Here is a 16,589-nt window from a genome sequence, read left to right on the forward strand (position 1 = left end):
GCCCTTAGGGAACCTCTGAGCAGCCGAGTTTTTCACTATCGTGTCTGTTGTGCAAACAGTGATCGACCGGCAACGGCTGTGTTGGGCCACCCGACGGCGCAAATTCGTAGCGATTTTGGACTTTTGGGCGGCTTCCAGAGCCTTTTTTCCGGGCGCTGGACAGACTCGCCCCCGACCCTCAACCCGCCGGTGTGATCACCCGCCGTGCGATGTAGAGGTTCACCAGCGCAAACTGGCTGAATAGGTGCTGCTCATTCTTGAACAACCCGCGATACCGCACCTTCGTATGGCCGAACTGGCGCTTGAGAACCCGGAACGGATGCTCGACCGCCGAACGCAGCGCTGCCATCAGCCGGTTCAGCCGCTTCTGCTCAGGCGTCGTGTCGTAGCCTTTCGTGCGCTTGAATGGCACAAACCAGCGCGGGCCAGCCTCGTCCTCTTCGCGCACACGGTCCGGCTCGCGCGTTTTGTCGGCGTAGCCGCGGTCACCATGCGCCGTTTGCTCGTCGCCGTGCAGCAACGTCTCCGCCATGCTGTAGTCCGACACCTTACCGGTCGTGACCTCCAGCGCATGCACCAGGCCGTGCGCCGTATCGACGCCGATATGCGCTTTCATGCCGAAATGCCACTGGTTGCCCTTCTTGCTCGACGTCATCTCCGGGTCGCGTTGGCGGGCTTGGTTCTTCGTCGAGGGCGGGGCGGCAATCAGGGTTGCGTCCACAATGGTGCCTTCGCGCAGGATCAGGCCTTGGTCCGTCAATAGCGAGACAACCTCCTGGAACAGACTTTCCGCCAGTTGGTGCGCCTCCAGCAAATGGCGGAAGTTCAGGATCGTCGTCTCGTCGGGCATGCGACTCTCGCCCGCGTCCAGTCCCGCAAAGCGGCGCAGCGCGGGGATATCGTGCAGCGCTTCCTCCATTCCGGGGTCTGAATAGCCATACCAATGCTGCAGCAAGTGGATCCGCAGCATCGTGCTCAACCGATAGGGCTTGCGCCCTCGCCCGGCGAGCGGATAGTGCGGTTCGATCAGTGCCTCCAGCCGCCGCCACGGCACCACGCGCTCCATCTCCGCCAGAAACACGTCCCGCCGGGTGATCTTCCGCTGTTTGCGGAAACCGTCATACTCAGCAAAACTGCGCTGCATCCAGGGTCATCCTCTCTGTCAAACCCAGTGAATCATACCGAAAGCGTATCGTAAAGGACTTTTTCAGAGTTTCCTTAGAACCGATCCAAGACGTTTGTCTAATTTTTTAAGCGTGCGATTCGGCGAAGCATGATTTTGATTATGGCGTGTCTCACGAATGCTACGGCGCTGCTGGTATGGCGTTCGTAGTCCATGGCGAGGAGTCGGCAGTTGCTGATCCAGGCGAAGGTCCGCTTAACGATCCAACGTTTTGGCAAGACCGAGAAGCCGACCTTGCCTTCGGAGCGTTTGACGATTCGGAGTGTCATGCAATCGATTTTGGCCAACTCGGCGGCCAGTTTCGGTAACTGATATCCCCCATCGGCCGGGAGTGTCGTGATCGTCAGATTTGTTTGCAGCACCGCCTGATGGTGCTCGCTACGACACCCGAGCCCGCCCGTTGTTATCGGTCACTGTTCGAAACTGCAATCAGTCACCTTCCGGCGCGCGCCGAACACAGGAGCGATCGAACCCGGATCTCCTGAAAGGGTCATCGGACATCGGGTCACCCAAGCGGCCGGCCAACATAACGTTTTCGAATTATTTCTGTCACAATACTTTCGTGGAAGTTTCACACACAGTCCTGCACTCACCGACTAAGCAGCCCTTGTTACCACTTCGTTACGCAACGGAGTGGTGGTGGACGGTTTTGTCCCACGAACAGGGAGAGCTTTATGAGCATGGGATTTTCGATGCAAACCCGCGCGGATGCGGGGCTGCGCGCGGCGTTGATGGTTACCGTGAGCGTCGCGTCACTCACGTCGGTCGCGATGGGCCAGGCCGTGAATGCCGGCACCGTTTCGGCACAAGGCGTGGCAACTTCTTCCGCGGTACAGCTCAAAAAAGCTGATCATACACTGACGAAGAAACAGATTTTCACCTCAACGCAGACCAAGGCGGTGATCTCGCGCCAGCAGATCAAGGCGATCGGGCCAGCCGGCGGTGCCGGCCAGGCGGTATCGCTCGCACCGGGCGTGGTGGTGCGCGGGTATGGTGGCACCGCCGCGACGGCACGTTACGAAGTCACGCTGCGCGGTGTGAAAGTGGGTTGGTCCTCGGTCAACGGCGATGTCGAGCGCAATGGCATCACCGTGCTGTTCGACGGTATTCCGATGAACAACCTGACCTCGCACAACGGCCAGTGGGATTCGAACGAAATTCCGATCATCCAGTTGATCGGCGGCATCAATGTGATCAACGGCCCGGGCAATCCGGCGTCGCGCTGGTTCGACAGTATCGGCGGTACGATCGACTACGTACCGGTGCAGCCGACGCCCAAGCCGCAATTCGAGGTCGGCAGCGTGGTTGGCAGCAACGTAACGTTCGGCAGCCATTTCATCGCCAATTCCGGCCTGCACAAGGGCTGGAGTGTGCTGTTCGCCGGCGGATACGCTAGCAATCATACCTTCCGCACCGGCACCACCGCGGGCAGTTATGGCGCACCTGCACAGTCCAATGCGTTTCTTGGCAAGGTTACCCACGTGTTTCAGGGTGGCCGGTTGAGCTTTGGCGGTTATGACGACAACAACGTCGAGCACCGCCCCAGCCCCAATTTCATCCCGACCCAGCCCATCGCGGGCATCACCGTGACCGGCGCGCCGACCGGCGAACTCTACAGCCAGCCGACCAGCGGTTTCTACAGCGCCGGCGTGCCGAACGTCTGGTTCAAGACGTTGCAAGTCCGCGATTATATGCTGTACGGCAAATTATCGCTCGATCTCGCGCCGGACCTGACGTTCCACAATATCACATGGTTCCGCCACGGCGCCCGCGTTCATTACCGGACCATCAACTACGGTACGCAGGCACAGGGTTCAGCCAATACAGAATACTATAATCCGAACTCGAATACGTATGGCGATCGCGCCTATCTCGATTGGAAATTGCCGTTCAACGATATTAAGCTCGGTGGCTATTTCATCAATCAGCGCTATGTGTCGCCTTACCTCGGTTATAATCAGGCACTCGGAATCACCCAGACCAACCCGGCCCAGGTTTCCAATTTCACCTTGTACAACACCTTCCTCGATGCGTTCGTGCAGGACACGATTACCCCGATCCCTGGACTGAAAATCACGCCGGGCCTCGCCGGTGTCGAGTATCAGACCGATTTCTATAACAACGCGTACAACAACCCGCTGTCGACAACCTTGTCGCCGAATGCTCACAAGACCTTCACCAACCCTGAACCTTCGGTTGGCGTGCGTTATCAACCGGTGCCATGGGGTGCCTTGTACGGCAGCTACGCGATTTCATATCAGAACCCGACCGATAACGGGTTCGGCGCCAACAACGGCAACGCCGGCGGTGTCGACATCGCATCGCTCAAGCCGATCAAGAGCGTCGATTATGAAATCGGCGCCAAGATGATGTTCGACCATGTCGCGGTGCTCAATCACGCCACGCTGAACGTGAACTACTTCCATGACACGCTCAGCAACGAAACGATCGCGACCTATTTCACCAACATCGCCCTGACCAAATTCGCCGCAGCCAATGCGGCACTCAAGGGCTTCAACATCGCAGCCACCGCCGATCCGAATTTCCATTGGAACATGTTTGCCAATGTCGGTTTCAGCAACAACCTGTTCACCTCGTATCTACCCTCCGGGGCGAGCACGCCGCTGGTCAATACGCCGATCGCCTATAACCCCAACGTGGCACTGAGCGCGGGCATCAATTACCGGATGTTCGTCGGACCCACACTGGTCGACCTCGGGTTTCTGGATCAGTACACCGGCTCGCAACATCTGTTCAACAACCTGACCGATCAGACATCACACCAAAAACTGCCGGCCTTCAACGTCGCGAATATTTCGTTGAGCGCTGATATTCCGGTGCCGCGGTCGATTTCCAGTGCCGTGAAAGTCCTGAAGCTGTCGTTCAACATCAACAACCTGTTCGGCGCGCGCTACAATGCGAATGCCTACGTGTCGAGCGGCGGCTATCTCGGCGGCAACAGTGCCGGCGCGGTTCTGGCCGAGCCTGGCGCACCACGCCAGTATCTCGCCTCGCTCACCGCGAAATTCTGATCATCGAAACCAGGGCCAGGGGTGGCGGGGCCCTGGTCCTTGTCGTCTGACGACGCCCGACACTCTCGCCATCATCAACCGAAAGATAAAAACAACATGAAACTGATCATCACCGGCGCACTGACCGCCGGTCTCGCCATCGGTGCCGCATCGGCCCAGACCACCGGCAACGTCGCCGCCGGCAAGGAAGTGTATCTGCACCAGTGCTCGGGCTGCCATAGCAATATGCCCGGCGTCGATCGCTTTGGCCCGACGCTTGCCGGCGTGTACGGCAGAATGTCCGGCAGCGCGCCGCGGCATCGCTACTCGGCGGCGATGAAGGCGGCGCATATCCGCTGGAACGCCAAAACGCTCGATCTGTTCCTGCAAAATCCGCGCGGCTACGTGCATGGCACCACCATGCCCTACAGCGGCCTACGCAGCGCCACCGCGCGGCTGAATGTGATTGCCTATCTGAAATCAATTTCGCCCAAGGCTCGCTGAGCGGTGAACCGATCGAGCGAACGCCGGGAGTCCGTGACATGACGATCGCCTACATCATCCATCTCGCAAATTATTCGGATGGCGTGCTGTATGTCCTCGCGATCCTGTTCCTGATTGCCGCCGGCGTCACGCTCGATCGGTTGTGGCATCTGCGCCGCGCAATCATGCGTGGCGATACAATCGTTGCGCGCATCAGCGCGATGGGTAGTCTTGCGGCCAACGATCTGGCCGCCCTGCGCGATTTCGCGGGCCATCAGCCCGAAGCCCCCCTGCTCGACACCGCGCTGCATCATCAATCGGTGTCCGACGCGGCGGTGATGGGTCAGCGGATCGACGAAGCGATCATGCTGGTCGCACCGCGGCTCGACCGGCGGTTATGGATTCTCGATACCATCGTCACCCTGGCGCCGCTGCTTGGCCTGTTCGGCACCATCATCGGCATGTTCCATGCCTTCTCGGTTCTTGCCAAGCCGGGCCATGCGCCGGCGCAGGTTACCGGCGGCGTCGCGGATGCATTGGTTGCGACCGCCTTCGGCATCCTGATCGCCATGCTGGGGTTGGCCGCGTTCAACCTGCTGTCGAACCAGATCCGACTGATCCTGCATCAGTTGGAAACCATCAAGACCATGATCCTCAACCGCACCGACGGCACCACGCTGATACCCCTGGTCCGTCCGAACCCGGCGGCCCGCGCCGCCGAGCCGAGCCGGGCCTGATCGCACGTGCCGCGGCCGGTCCGCCCCGGGTTCCAGGGGCTTGATACCCCAGCCTGCCGCTCGATCGGCCCGGCATAGAAGCCGCCGATTATCGCGATCGGCATGATACGGTCTCCGTTCGTTGCGCAAGAGCTCGAGCGGTATGGAAAAACAGCGGCTGCACCGAGCCGGTCGCGACCGGCACGTGCCGGAAGCTGGCGAGCGGCAGGCCCTGCGCCTCGATCACAGCAATCCTGATCCAGGCGCTGTGCGTCACCAACAGAACCGCACCCGATGAGGCCGGCAGACTGTACGTGCCAAGACAGCGGCGCACCCGCATGCGCAACGCGCCGAGCGTTTCGCCGCCCGGAAACATCACCGTCTCAGGCGCGTGCTTCCAGGCGCGCAGCAATGCGGGCCAGCGGCATTTGACATCCGCCTGGGTCAGCCCCTCCCAATCGCCATAGGCAATTTCGATCAGGTCCGGATCGATCTGCGGCGCCGGCAGCCCGAGCACTCCGGCGATCACACCGGCGGTCTGGCGCGCGCGCAGCAGCGGGCTGCACATGATCGCGGCAATCGCGCCACCACGCAGGGTCGCCGCGAGGCGCTCGGACTCCGCGACACCCGCAGGCGACAAGGCCGGATCGCTCTGCCCCTGATAACGCCCCGCCCGCGTCCAGGCGGTCTCGCCATGCCGCGCGAGCAGGATCGGCGGGGCGATATCGGTCATGATCAATACCGGATCGCCACGCCCACCACGATACGGCGTCCCGCATGGATGCCTTGGCCCGCCATGGTGGATTCATATTCGAAAAACGGCCGCAGCATCGCGCTCAACCGGTACGTCACCCCGGCACCGACGCGAACGATGTTGTAGACCTCGGCCTGGTCGGTCAGCCGCAGCGCTTTCGGTTGCTGAATGGTGCGGCTCACGAAGCCGGTCGCGAACACCGACAGCCGGGGCCAGACGCGCAGGCCCGCGTATACGGTGCTGCGGAGCTGCGTCACACCGCTGACGGGGAAAATCCGCGCCCCGGCGGCGATCGTGGCGCTGAACCGGCCATCGATCACACCCGCCTGCACATCAGGCTCCAGCGCGAAATGACCGGCGCCGAGCGCGGGTGCGGCGCTGGTCGAACCGGTAGGCAAAACCACGTTCAGGGTTACCGAATCCGCGAAATCCGGTGTTTGCGTCAGGCCGTAGTTCAGCCCGATCGTCTGGTCCTCCAGCCCCGATCCGGACTGGGCGATCGACCGGTGGTGCTTGATGCGTGCGCTCCGCAGGCGGCCTGCGCGCAGATCGTACTCGATCGAAAATCCATCCCCGATCCCGGCCGAGCCGGTGACGCGAAACTGCGTCTCCTGCTGGGTCGATGCCGGGATGGTGCCGGTGGTGAAACCGCTGGCGGAATACGCGCTGCTGGAATCGAACAGCCGGACCATCGGTTTGACGACGCCATCGCCGGCAGCGGGAATCCAGGGATCGGCATGGGCCGACACCACCATGGCGCAGAGCGCCAGCGCCACACCCGACAGTGTGACGACGAAATCAGGCCGTGCAGGCATGGTCATGGGGATACCAATCGCAGTTTCGGTGGTTCGGGGATCTCCCGCAGGGCATGCCAGAGGGTGGCGTACGTGCCAGCGGCGGCCAGCAGATCGGCATGGCTGCCGCGTTCGACGATCCGTCCCTGGTCGAGCACCAGGATCAGATCGGCATTCATGACCGTGGCAAGCCGGTGCGCGATCACCAGCGCCGCGCGCTGCGATGCCAGCCGTTCGAGCGCCCTCATCAGCCGTTGCTCGGTCGCCGCATCGAGGCTGCTGCTCGGCTCATCGAGAATGACCACCGGCGCGCCGCACAGCATCGCCCGCGCGATCGCGACGCATTGGCGCTGGCCGCCGGACAGATTCAGCCCGCGCTCGTTCACCATCGCATCGAACCCGCCGGGCAGGCGCTCGATAATATCGTCAACCCCCACGTCGCGCGCCGCCGCGATCGCCTCGCTGCGGCCGGCACCGGCCATGCCATAGGCGATGTTTTCCCAAATCCGCGCCTGAAACAGCAGCGGCTCCTGCAACACCAGCCCGATCTGGCGACGCAGCCAGTTGAGCGGCAGGGTTCGGATATCGCTGCCATCCAGCAGGATGCTGCCGCTTCCCGCATCGTAGAACCGCGGGATCAGGCTCGCGATGGTGCTTTTCCCGGAACCGGTCGCACCGACCAGTGCCACCGTGCGGCCCGGCTCCAGGGTGAACGAAATATCGTGGAGCACGTCCTGTGCCGCGCCGTACCCAAACCCGACCGCGCGGAATTCCACCCGCCCGGCACAGGCTTCCGGCGCCACGGCGTTCTGGTCATCGACGATGCTCGGCTGCTCGGCGCGATATTCGCCGATGCGCTCCAACGCCACCGACGCACGGCCGAAGATCCGCCCGGTCTTGGCGAACTGCCGCGCGGGTGTCGCGATGCCGCGCAGATACGCCAGGAAAATCAACAGCTCACCCGGCGTCAGTGTGCCCTGGATCACCGAAATCGCGCCGTACCAGGCGATTGCGCCGGTCGCGACCGCGATGATGAAGTTCATCGCCGGGCCGAATTGCGCCTGCACCGTGTTGGCCTGCAGGCTGGCCGTGAGACTCTTGCCGGCCTGCTCGCCGAAGCGGGCATCCTCGTGGGTTTCGCGCGCGAATGCCTGGACCACCTGGACGCCGCCGAGAATTTCCTGCGTCAAACCCGACAGGGTACTCTCCTGGCGGCGCACCTGGCGCAACCGCTGGCGCAGCCGGTCGGCATAGAACCGTGCCATCAGGAACAGGATCGGCGCGACCGAAAGCGCGAGCAGCGCATACCGCCAGTCGATCAGCAGCATGACGGTGGCCATCCCGATGATCGTCAGGCCGTGCGGCAGCAGATCGATGCCGACCGCGGCGATGAAATCCTGCAACTGGCGAACATCGCCCGACAGGCGCGCCATCAATTCGCCGCCGCGCTGGCGACGGTGAAAATCGAGCGAAAGACGTTGCAGATGCGCAAATAGATCGGAGCGGACCCGAAACACCACCCGCTGCCCGACATCGAGAAACAATCGGTTGCCGACAAATACCAGCAGCGCATCGAGCGCGCCGAGCCCGAGCATGGTAAGCCCGAGCAGGTTGAGTAGTTCCACCCGGTGCGCGACCGGGTCGGGCAGCACGCCGTGCAGCAACGGAGCCAATTTGCGTTGGAAAATGACGTTGTCGATGATGAATTTCAGCGGCCACGGCAATGCCAGCAGCACGCAGGCCCGCGCCGCCATGACCGCCGAGCCGGCACCCAGCGCCCGCCATTCCGGCCTCAGGTACGCCACCAACCAGCGCCGGCTGGGTCGGGCGGGCGCGGTCATTGCACCAACTCCCGCTGCCTGGGCGGCGCCAGGGCGAGCGCGCGGGCGACTACGGCGGTCCAGTCCCACACGGCGGCGGCGCGGCGCGCGGCTTCACCCATGCGGAGGCGGCGCGCCGGCTGATCGATCAGTCTGTGCAACGCTGCTTCGCAGGCCGCGGCATCGCCCGGTGGATACAGGATGCCGGTCACCTCGGGTGCGATCAGGCTCGCGATCTGGCCGATGCCGGGTGCGACCACCGGGCGTCCGGCCGCCAGCGATTCAACGATTTTGAGCGGCGAGAAATAAAAATCGTGCTGGTCGTGATAGGGTGCCACCGTCACATCCATCACCGCCAGCCAATCGGCAATATGATCGTGCGGCACCCGGCCCGGCAGAATGATGCGCCCGGCGCAATCGGGTTGCTCGGCGCGGGCACGCAGCGCGGCAAGATCCGGCCCGTCCCCGACCGCAATCAGCCGTGCATCCGGGCGGCTGCGCGCGAGTGCGGCAAACACGTCGAACAGAAAATCCACCCCATGCCAGGGTTTGAAACTGCCGATGAAGCCGATCACCGGGGCCGCGCCGATCCCGAGCCGCGCCCGCAACGCCGCACCATCGCCGCCCGCCCGATACCGCGACAGATCGGCGCCGTTGGGCAGAACATGCACATGCGCGGCATTGCCGCGTACACCGGCCACATGCTGCGCCACCGCCTCGGACACCGCGATGACCACATTTGCCCGGCGATACGATGCCGCCTGTGCGCGCCGCGCCACATCGATCAGTCGCAGATCACGAAACCGCGCCTGCTCCTCGATCAACGGCGCATTGACCTCAAGCAGCCGCGGCACGCCGAAATGGGTCGCAATCCGCACGCCGGCCCGGCTGAACAAGGCGTGGCGCTCGTAAACCAGGTCTGGCTGAAACCCGATCCGCCGCAATTGCGCGATCAAGGCGAGCCGCACGCCCCGGTCATGCGCGAGGCGCGCCAGCTCGCGCCGGACCACAGGGTCATCGATCGCCGTGCCGGGCAGCCCGCGCACCATCGCTTCGGCCCGCAGCCGCGCGTCATCGGTTCGCGCCGGCAGTTCGATCAGCCGCCCCGGCGGCGGCGGATTGCCCGATCCAGCGGTTGTGCAGGCGAGCACCACCTCATGGCCGAGCCGTGCGGCAGCGGTCACGAACGACCGCACATGGACCGAAGCGCCCTTGTCACCCAGCACCGGCACGCCGCGGTCAGGATTGAAATACAGAATTTTCATCCCGCCGCCGCTACTGCCGGCGCGGTGCAGACCAACCCGGTGCCGGCCGGGGCGCAGTCGGCGCAGCCCATCAGCCCGTGCAGCCGCGTCGTCGTGGTCCACAAATCGAAATCCCGTTCGAGCAGGGCGCGCGCGGCGGCCGCCAGCGCCTGCGCCTGATCAGGATCGGCCAGCAGCCGGCCCATGGCATCGGCCAGGGCCCGGGCATCGCGCGGCGGCACCAGCCGACCGGTTTCGCCATCGCGCACCACTTCGGGGATGCCCGATACATCGGTCGACACCACCGGCACCCCGATCGCCATCGCTTCGGCGATCACGTTCGGAATCCCGTCGCGATCACCGTCATCGGCAATCCGCGGTGCCAGGGCGAACAGCGTGGCGCGGCGGTACAGATCGATCAGGGCGGCATGGGTCATCGCCCCCTCGAGCGTCACCATTCCGGCCAGATCATGCCGTTCGATCAGCGCGGCGAGTTCCGCGTGCAATGGCCCGGCGCCGACGATCATGCAGCGGAACGCCACCCCGGCATCGCGCAGCAACGCGCAGGCCTCGATCAGATCGTCATGACCCTTCTTCGGAACCAGCCGCCCCACCGAGAGAACCAGCGGGATCGGTGCCGCCCCGATCGCTGCCCCGATCGCTGCCCCGATCGCTGCCCGGGCCGAAAAATGGGTCAGATCGATGCCGTGATAGACCAGGTTGATCTTGTGAGACTCGGCCGCGCCGAGCAGATCGCGCAGATATTGCGCATTATAACCGGTGCAGGTCGCAACGAAGCTGGCCGCCCGCGCCCGCCGGAAGATCACCTGCTTCGGCGTCAGATAAAGGTCCTTGGCATGGGCGGTGAAACTGAACGGAATCCCCGACATCAGGCTGGCGAACCGCGCGACCGCCGCGGGCGCGTTGGCGAAATGGGCGTGGATATGCCGGATGCCGTCGCGCCGGCAGGCGGTCGCGACGAACCCGGCGCGGGTGAATTGTTTCCAAACCGAAAGCGGTGTGGGCGACTGCACCGACCACCACGCGGCACGGCCGAACGCCCCGGCATAGCGCAGCGGCGCGGTCCTGATCGCGGCGCCATGCGCACGGAGCAGGTCGACCCAGGCACCCGCCATCGGCACCGCGCGCACCGGCGCACGCACCTCGGCCACCATCGGGTGATGCGGCGGCGGCTCCGGCGGCAGGAGCGAAAAGATCCGCAGATCCGCCCCCAGCCGCTCCATCGCGCGAATCTCGTTGAGAATGAAGGTTTCCGTCAGGCGCGGATAACGCTTCATGATGTACGCGACCGGCCCGGCGCCCATCGCCGCGGCGGCCACGGCGTTCATGATGCGCTCCCGAGCAAGGCAGGGATCATGGCCTGCAGATGAGTGGCGACCCGTTCCGCGCCATTGAGGTCGAGCGCCGCCCACACCGCGGCCGGCGGTGGCGGCGCCGCCATGACCTGCGGCAGCAGGCGCGCCAGATCACCGGCCAGATCAGGACCGGGAACGATCGCCCGCACCACGCCGAGCCCGGCCAGGAGCGATGCCCGCATCAGTTGCTCGGCGCGCGGCGCCGCGCGCGGCACCAGGATCGCCCGCTTGCGGGTCGCGATGATTTCCGCACTGGTGTTGTATCCCGCCATCGCAACCACCAGGTCGGCGGCGCGCAGGCTCGGCATCAGGTCGGTCGTGTGGTCGATCAGTTCGATGTCGTCACGTCCGCCGGCGGCCATGAACAGCGCTGCCTTCTGCGCGTGCGGCATCAGCGGGCCAGTGACGATGGCGGAATGCAGCGCACCGGCCGGCAAGCGGTTCAGCGCTTCGATATAAGCGCTCATCAGAAAAAACCCGTCGCCGCCACCGCCGGCGGTCACCAACGCAACCGGCCGCCCTGCCGCTTTCGCCGCTGTCCAGCAGATCGCCTGCGGACCCGCGCCGGCGATGCGGCACGGGGCGTCCGGCGCGGCGACGACATGGCCGCAGTAATGCACGCGCTCGGCAATCCGCCCACGCAAGCCGTAGCCGGCCGCCACATCGAACAGGGCCTTGCTGCCATAGACGAAAATTTCGTCATACGCCTGGTCCAGCAATTCGGGGATTTCCTGCTCGTGCCAGAGCGCCTTGACGGTGTCCGGCGCATCCAGAATGTCGCGCAACCCCAGGATCGTGCGGGTCGCCGGCAATTCGCGCCGGATCAGCGCGAGCGCCGCGAGCAACTCGCCGTTCATGCCCGCCGGCGCGTGATCGACCAGGAACACATCCGGCCGGTAGCGCCAGACCGCTTTGAGGATCAGCGCCTCGCGATAGCCTTTGGTCATCGCGAAGCTCGATCGCGGATCGCGCGATCGATAATGCTCCGCCCCGGTTTTCACGACCGGCGGCAACGGCTGCACCTGCAGGCCGCGCGGCAGGCTCCAGTCATGGATCACGGGTGAGCCGGTCAGCAGACGCACGGAAAACCGGCCCTGTTGCGCCAGCAACCTGTCGGCAATCGCCAGATTGCGGCGCAGATGCCCCAATCCGAACGTGTCATGCGAATAAAGCAGGACCTTGATCCTGCGATGCGGCATCCGCGCGGGCGAAGCGATGCCGTCGGTGGGGATGGCGCGCCGATCGAACGGCGCCGGGACCGACATTGCTTCACGCAGGACGCTGTCAGCCATGAGAGAATGATTCATCGGAAGGCCCATCCACCAATTATGATCGTGGGTAGGTTATCGTGGGATAAAGTTCCACGGTCAAGCGATTTTTAATGAGGATCCGATGACGCGCGCGTCCAGTTGGTTCCGTCGCGCGCAAGTTCCCCGCGCCGGAAGCAGCAATCCATAATTATTTCAGTAAGGTGAATATATCCGGCGGGTCAGAAGCCGGCTGTCACGCCAAAACCCAGGCCGACCGACGGACTATTCGCGGTCAGGCCACGATCGACATAAGCCTCCAGGCCCCAGATCGGGTTCAGCGTGATGTTGTAGGCCGCAACGATCGAGTCGGTCGGGCCGACACGGTACTGAAACGCGCTATGCCCGATAAACACGGCAGTGACATATTGCTCGTGGGCCAGGGCGATGCTGGTGCCAAGTTGATATGTCACAGCATTGCGCAGCCTGAGTCCATGGGTGCGACCATTGATGCGATAGCCGATCTCGGCGTAGGGAAAAATCCGCGTGCCGATCCGCCAATCGAACCGGCTGCCCAACTCGGCATCGACCTGCCCGGTGCCGAGTCCCCGCGTCCGCGAGGCAAGGGGAATCTTGATTTTTATCAGAGGCTTGATCGCTGGGCGCCAGCTCTGTGCGGTAACCACCCGGTATTGCGCGCTGACCCAAACGTCGCCCACTCCGCTCCTCAACGCCGTGCCACGGCCGCCCCGCAGCACCGTGCCGCCGCTCAACAGCCCCGCCCCTGCCACCGCCACATAGGGTATTTCAACGCGGACCCGCAGTCGGTCCTTGCGATAAATGATTGCGAGCGGCAGGTCGTAGATCCGAAATCCATGCGCGGTGCCGAACCGACCCGCGAAATACGATGGCTCGAGGCTGATGCGGAACGGCCCTGGTGCCGCCGCCTGTGCCACAGCGCCCGCCGCGCTGGTCGCCAGACCCAGCACGAGAAGAATATGCGCGCGCCACACCATCGAACCCGAATTTCTCCCAGCGGATCTGCTGCCGATACGATACATTCACGAAAATCATGTCGTTTCAATGGCTGCACAATCACGCAAAAACTTGAACTTCCCCCGAAATCATGTATGTGGGTAAAAGTTACACACTCCAACGGATGCCATGAGGCATAGCCGGCTTGAGGTGCTAACCCGATTGAGTTCACGACATGCGACTGTCATGAGTGTTGCCTTATGGAGCCTGACCTCGAAACCATGCTGCGGCGCGTCCTGCGCCCGCTGATCACCTACCTGATGCGCCGGGGCATCGGCTACATCGCCATGCGCGACCTCCTCAAGCGCATCTTCGTCGAGGAAGCCCTGAAAGCCCATGCCGGCGACGAAGCCGCAACCGACAGCCAGATCAGCCTGGTAACCGGCATCAACCGCCGCGAGGTCAAGCGCCTGCGCGAGGAAACCACCCGGCCGGCCCCGCCCGAACGCGACCCGATGGCCGGCATCAACATGGCCGCCCGTGCCGTCGCCACCTGGGTGTCCGCCCCGGCGTTCCGCAATGCCGCCGGTGAACCCAGTCCGCTCGCCGTGCATGGCGACGGCAGTACCACCAGTTTCGACGATCTGCTCCGCGCCGCTAAAATCGATGTCCGCGCCCGCACCGTGATCGAGGAGTTGCTCCGCGCCGGCGTCGTCGAACAAGATACCGACGATCGGCTCCGCCTGCTGCGCCCCACCTACACACCCGCCGCGCCGCGCGAGAAAATGCTCTTCCTGGCCTCGAACGTCAGTGATCATCTGCGCAGCGCGTTTCACAACCTGTCCGGCTCGGACACGCCGTTCATCGAGCGCGCCCTGTTCCACAACGCCATCCGCGCCGACCGGTTGGATGCCGCCCGCCCGATCCTGGCCGACATGGCGGACCGCCTGCTGCGCCAGGCCAACGAACGCCTGATGGACAGCAACCTCGCCAATACCGATGCGCAAACCACGCCGGCGGCCGGATCTCTGCGCCGCCTGCGCCTCGGCGTGTACTATTACGAAACCGATTCCGAGGACCGACCGTGATGCACCAACCAAGGGTCAACCGCGGTCTTGCCCTGGTCGCGCTGCTGATCGCGGCCTGGGCGGCAACCCCCACATCAGGCCACGCCCAAGCCGAGGAAACCGGCGGTATCGGCGGCACCGGCATCAGCGGTGAAACCGGCGGCATCGGCGGCACGGGCATCCGCACGCCATCCGGCGAGGAAACCGGCGGCATCGGTGGAACCGGCGTCCGCGGGCGCGCCGCACCGATCATCGGGTACGGCCCGATCCAGCGGTTCGGCTCCGTCTTCGTCAACGGCCGCGAATACGCCATCTCCGGGCGGACCCTGGTCACGATCGATGGCGGCGCCGTACCGGTCGCCGCCTTGCGGATCGGCGACATTGCAAAGGTGCATGGCGTCATCACCGGGCCGCACAGCGGGCTCGCGCTGAGCATTTCAGTGCGTGATGCCATCATCGGGCGCGTCACCGCCGTCTCCGGCCAAGGCAGCGCGTTCACCGTGCTCGGCCAGCGCGTGGTCGCGGCGACTTTTGGCAAACCCTTCGCCGACATTCGCCCGGGCGATACAGTCGCCGTCGCAGCGCAGCGCCTGTCGAACGGCAGTTGGGCCGCCCAACGTGTCTCGGTGCTCGCGCCAAGCGACAGGTTCCGCCTCGAGGCAATGGTCACCGCCGTCAAATCTGGCATCGTTGCGGTGGCCGGCACGCCGATCAGCGCGCCGCCCGGCCTCACCGCCGGCTTGCAGCCAGGCGAGCGCGTCGCCGTTACCGGAACCATGACCGAGGCGGGGTTGCGCGCTGCCAGCCTGACCCGCCAGCCCATAGCCCTCGGCGCGCCGGGCACCCGGGTCGAAGTGCAGAACTACTTTCGAACCACTGATGGCGGTCGCATCGTCGCGGCCGACGGCATGGTCGCAACCGGCGCATCACCCAAAGTCAACCTCAGCGGTCTGGCATCCGTCGAAATCGATGGCCGCGTTACCGCGCCGAACACCATCGCCATCGACCATATCGATATCGACACGCCGGTTGCCCCGGACCTTTCGGGACCCGGCACCAGCCACGCCGAAGGGGCCACGCAAACCGAACGCCAGGAACCGGGCAACGATATCGCAGAACCGCAAACCGGCACGGACACTGAGATCACCCCGCCTGACGATGTCGGTGCGCCAGTCGAAATCGAGCCTCCCGAAGTCGAGGAACCGGTCGCCCCAACCCCCGATATCGAACAGCCGGACATTAGCCCGCCTCACATCGATACCCCGAGCCCCCACGTGGACCCGCCCGAAATCGACGTTCAGCCCGACCATTAAACTGAAGTTTTTACTTCAGAACGACATGAAGGCCTTGGAAAGCATCACTTAGAGCCCGAATCTGAATGGTAATGTGGCTATCCGTTGCGTGCGATTTTTCTTGTGAGCAGGCGGATATGTGCGAGGAAGAGCCATGCGGTGGCGCTGGCAACGGTGGCCTCGAAATCCTTTGCAAGGCGTCGGCATCTGCCGAGCCAGGCAAAGGTTCTCTCCACCACCCAGCGGCGTGGCAGGAGTTCGAACCCGTTGGCTGCGTCCGAGCGCTTGACGATCTGTATGGTCCATTTGCCGATTTTGGCGAGGCGTTCACTGAGTTTGGGACCGGCATAGCCGCCATCGGCAAACACATGCCGCAACCAGGGATACAAGGATTTGACCGATTTGAGCACGTCGGGTGCCCCATCTCGATCCTGAATGCCGGCATGATGAACGATGGCGCCGACGAGGTGACCCATTGTATCGGTGATAATGTGACGCTTGCGTCCCTTGATCTTCTTGCCGGCATCGAACCCTCGTGGCCCGCCGGCTTCGGTGGTTTTGACCGACTGACTGTCGATCACGCCGGCTGTGGGCGACGCCTCGCGTCCGGCCATTTCGCGCGCTTTC

The 16,589-nt window shown here is 64.0% G+C and carries 15 protein-coding genes; 5 read left to right on the forward strand and 10 right to left on the reverse strand.

Annotated elements, in window-relative coordinates:
- Window positions 1-178: 178 nt before the first annotated feature.
- Both BW994_RS17255 and BW994_RS20590 read right to left on the reverse strand, forming a co-directional pair.
- Window positions 179-1,144: an IS5 family transposase gene (locus BW994_RS17255; RefSeq protein ID WP_029313732.1), complete on the reverse strand. Its 966-nt coding sequence runs from the start codon at window positions 1,142-1,144 to the stop codon at window positions 179-181.
- Between the two features lie 98 nt (window positions 1,145-1,242).
- Entirely contained in the window at window positions 1,243-1,545 is a 303-nt protein-coding gene (locus BW994_RS20590; RefSeq protein WP_029313734.1) for an IS5/IS1182 family transposase, read from the reverse strand.
- Between the two features lie 312 nt (window positions 1,546-1,857).
- Between BW994_RS20590 and BW994_RS17265 the strand changes: the two genes are divergently transcribed.
- From BW994_RS17265 to BW994_RS17275, 3 genes are all read left to right on the forward strand, one after another.
- Window positions 1,858-4,215 (forward strand): TonB-dependent receptor, encoded by a 2,358-nt coding sequence (locus tag BW994_RS17265; RefSeq protein WP_139334190.1) that lies wholly within the window; start codon window positions 1,858-1,860, stop codon window positions 4,213-4,215.
- Between the two features lie 96 nt (window positions 4,216-4,311).
- Window positions 4,312-4,698 carry a c-type cytochrome gene (locus BW994_RS17270; protein ID WP_029313738.1) on the forward strand — a complete coding sequence of 129 codons (387 nt, stop codon included), beginning with the start codon at window positions 4,312-4,314 and terminating at the stop codon, window positions 4,696-4,698.
- Between the two features lie 38 nt (window positions 4,699-4,736).
- On the forward strand, window positions 4,737-5,414 hold the full coding sequence (locus tag BW994_RS17275; protein ID WP_029313740.1) for a MotA/TolQ/ExbB proton channel family protein: 678 nt from the start codon (window positions 4,737-4,739) through the stop codon (window positions 5,412-5,414).
- An 88-nt stretch (window positions 5,415-5,502) separates the two neighbouring features.
- Here BW994_RS17275 and BW994_RS17280 read toward each other — a convergent pair whose 3' ends face one another.
- From BW994_RS17280 to BW994_RS17310, 7 genes are all read right to left on the reverse strand, one after another.
- Window positions 5,503-6,126 carry a histidine phosphatase family protein gene (locus tag BW994_RS17280; RefSeq protein ID WP_051657622.1) on the reverse strand — a complete coding sequence of 208 codons (624 nt, stop codon included), beginning with the start codon at window positions 6,124-6,126 and terminating at the stop codon, window positions 5,503-5,505.
- Between the two features lie 2 nt (window positions 6,127-6,128).
- Window positions 6,129-6,962, reverse strand: coding sequence for a hypothetical protein (locus tag BW994_RS17285; protein ID WP_245801600.1), 834 nt, complete (start codon window positions 6,960-6,962; stop codon window positions 6,129-6,131).
- A gap of 2 nt (window positions 6,963-6,964) precedes the next feature.
- Window positions 6,965-8,782, reverse strand: a complete 1,818-nt coding sequence (locus BW994_RS17290) for an ABC transporter ATP-binding protein (RefSeq protein ID WP_029313745.1) — start codon at window positions 8,780-8,782, stop codon at window positions 6,965-6,967.
- Window positions 8,779-10,026 (reverse strand): glycosyltransferase family 4 protein, encoded by a 1,248-nt coding sequence (locus BW994_RS17295; RefSeq protein WP_029313747.1) that lies wholly within the window; start codon window positions 10,024-10,026, stop codon window positions 8,779-8,781. The genes BW994_RS17290 and BW994_RS17295 overlap by 4 nt, the downstream gene beginning before the upstream one ends.
- The gene (locus BW994_RS17300; RefSeq protein WP_076454772.1) at window positions 10,023-11,354 is read right to left on the reverse strand and encodes a glycosyltransferase; all 1,332 of its coding nucleotides are present in this window, start codon (window positions 11,352-11,354) and stop codon (window positions 10,023-10,025) included. Before BW994_RS17300 ends, BW994_RS17295 begins: the two co-directional genes overlap by 4 nt.
- On the reverse strand, window positions 11,351-12,673 hold the full coding sequence (locus BW994_RS17305; RefSeq protein WP_245594225.1) for a glycosyltransferase family protein: 1,323 nt from the start codon (window positions 12,671-12,673) through the stop codon (window positions 11,351-11,353). The genes BW994_RS17300 and BW994_RS17305 overlap by 4 nt, the downstream gene beginning before the upstream one ends.
- A gap of 197 nt (window positions 12,674-12,870) precedes the next feature.
- Window positions 12,871-13,644, reverse strand: coding sequence for a hypothetical protein (locus BW994_RS17310; protein WP_051657623.1), 774 nt, complete (start codon window positions 13,642-13,644; stop codon window positions 12,871-12,873).
- A 219-nt stretch (window positions 13,645-13,863) separates the two neighbouring features.
- Here BW994_RS17310 and BW994_RS17315 point away from each other — a divergent pair, with 219 nt between their 5' ends.
- On the forward strand, window positions 13,864-14,691 hold the full coding sequence (locus BW994_RS17315; RefSeq protein ID WP_029313752.1) for a DUF6502 family protein: 828 nt from the start codon (window positions 13,864-13,866) through the stop codon (window positions 14,689-14,691).
- Window positions 14,691-15,983: a DUF5666 domain-containing protein gene (locus tag BW994_RS17320; RefSeq protein WP_029313754.1), complete on the forward strand. Its 1,293-nt coding sequence runs from the start codon at window positions 14,691-14,693 to the stop codon at window positions 15,981-15,983. The genes BW994_RS17315 and BW994_RS17320 overlap by 1 nt, the downstream gene beginning before the upstream one ends.
- Window positions 15,984-16,060: 77 nt before the next feature.
- Here BW994_RS17320 and BW994_RS17325 read toward each other — a convergent pair.
- A partial coding sequence (locus BW994_RS17325; RefSeq protein ID WP_139334193.1) for an IS5 family transposase occupies window positions 16,061-16,589 on the reverse strand: 529 nt, incomplete at its 5' end.

The organism is Acidiphilium rubrum, assembly GCF_900156265.1.
Taxonomy (GTDB): Bacteria; Pseudomonadota; Alphaproteobacteria; order Acetobacterales; family Acetobacteraceae; genus Acidiphilium; species Acidiphilium rubrum.

Coding starts and splice junctions, on each gene's coding strand:
- BW994_RS17270 (WP_029313738.1), top strand. CDS start 4,312: ATGAAACTGATCATCACCGGCGCACTGACCGCCGGTCTCGCCATCGGT.
- BW994_RS17290 (WP_029313745.1), bottom strand. CDS start 8,782: ATGACCGCGCCCGCCCGACCCAGCCGGCGCTGGTTGGTGGCGTACCTG.
- BW994_RS17300 (WP_076454772.1), bottom strand. CDS start 11,354: ATGAACGCCGTGGCCGCCGCGGCGATGGGCGCCGGGCCGGTCGCGTAC.
- BW994_RS17275 (WP_029313740.1), top strand. CDS start 4,737: ATGACGATCGCCTACATCATCCATCTCGCAAATTATTCGGATGGCGTG.
- BW994_RS17280 (WP_051657622.1), bottom strand. CDS start 6,126: ATGACCGATATCGCCCCGCCGATCCTGCTCGCGCGGCATGGCGAGACC.
- BW994_RS17265 (WP_139334190.1), top strand. CDS start 1,858: ATGAGCATGGGATTTTCGATGCAAACCCGCGCGGATGCGGGGCTGCGC.
- BW994_RS17285 (WP_245801600.1), bottom strand. CDS start 6,962: ATGCCTGCACGGCCTGATTTCGTCGTCACACTGTCGGGTGTGGCGCTG.
- BW994_RS17295 (WP_029313747.1), bottom strand. CDS start 10,026: ATGAAAATTCTGTATTTCAATCCTGACCGCGGCGTGCCGGTGCTGGGT.
- BW994_RS17310 (WP_051657623.1), bottom strand. CDS start 13,644: ATGGTGTGGCGCGCGCATATTCTTCTCGTGCTGGGTCTGGCGACCAGC.
- BW994_RS17315 (WP_029313752.1), top strand. CDS start 13,864: ATGGAGCCTGACCTCGAAACCATGCTGCGGCGCGTCCTGCGCCCGCTG.
- BW994_RS17305 (WP_245594225.1), bottom strand. CDS start 12,673: ATGGCTGACAGCGTCCTGCGTGAAGCAATGTCGGTCCCGGCGCCGTTC.
- BW994_RS17255 (WP_029313732.1), bottom strand. CDS start 1,144: ATGCAGCGCAGTTTTGCTGAGTATGACGGTTTCCGCAAACAGCGGAAG.
- BW994_RS17320 (WP_029313754.1), top strand. CDS start 14,691: ATGCACCAACCAAGGGTCAACCGCGGTCTTGCCCTGGTCGCGCTGCTG.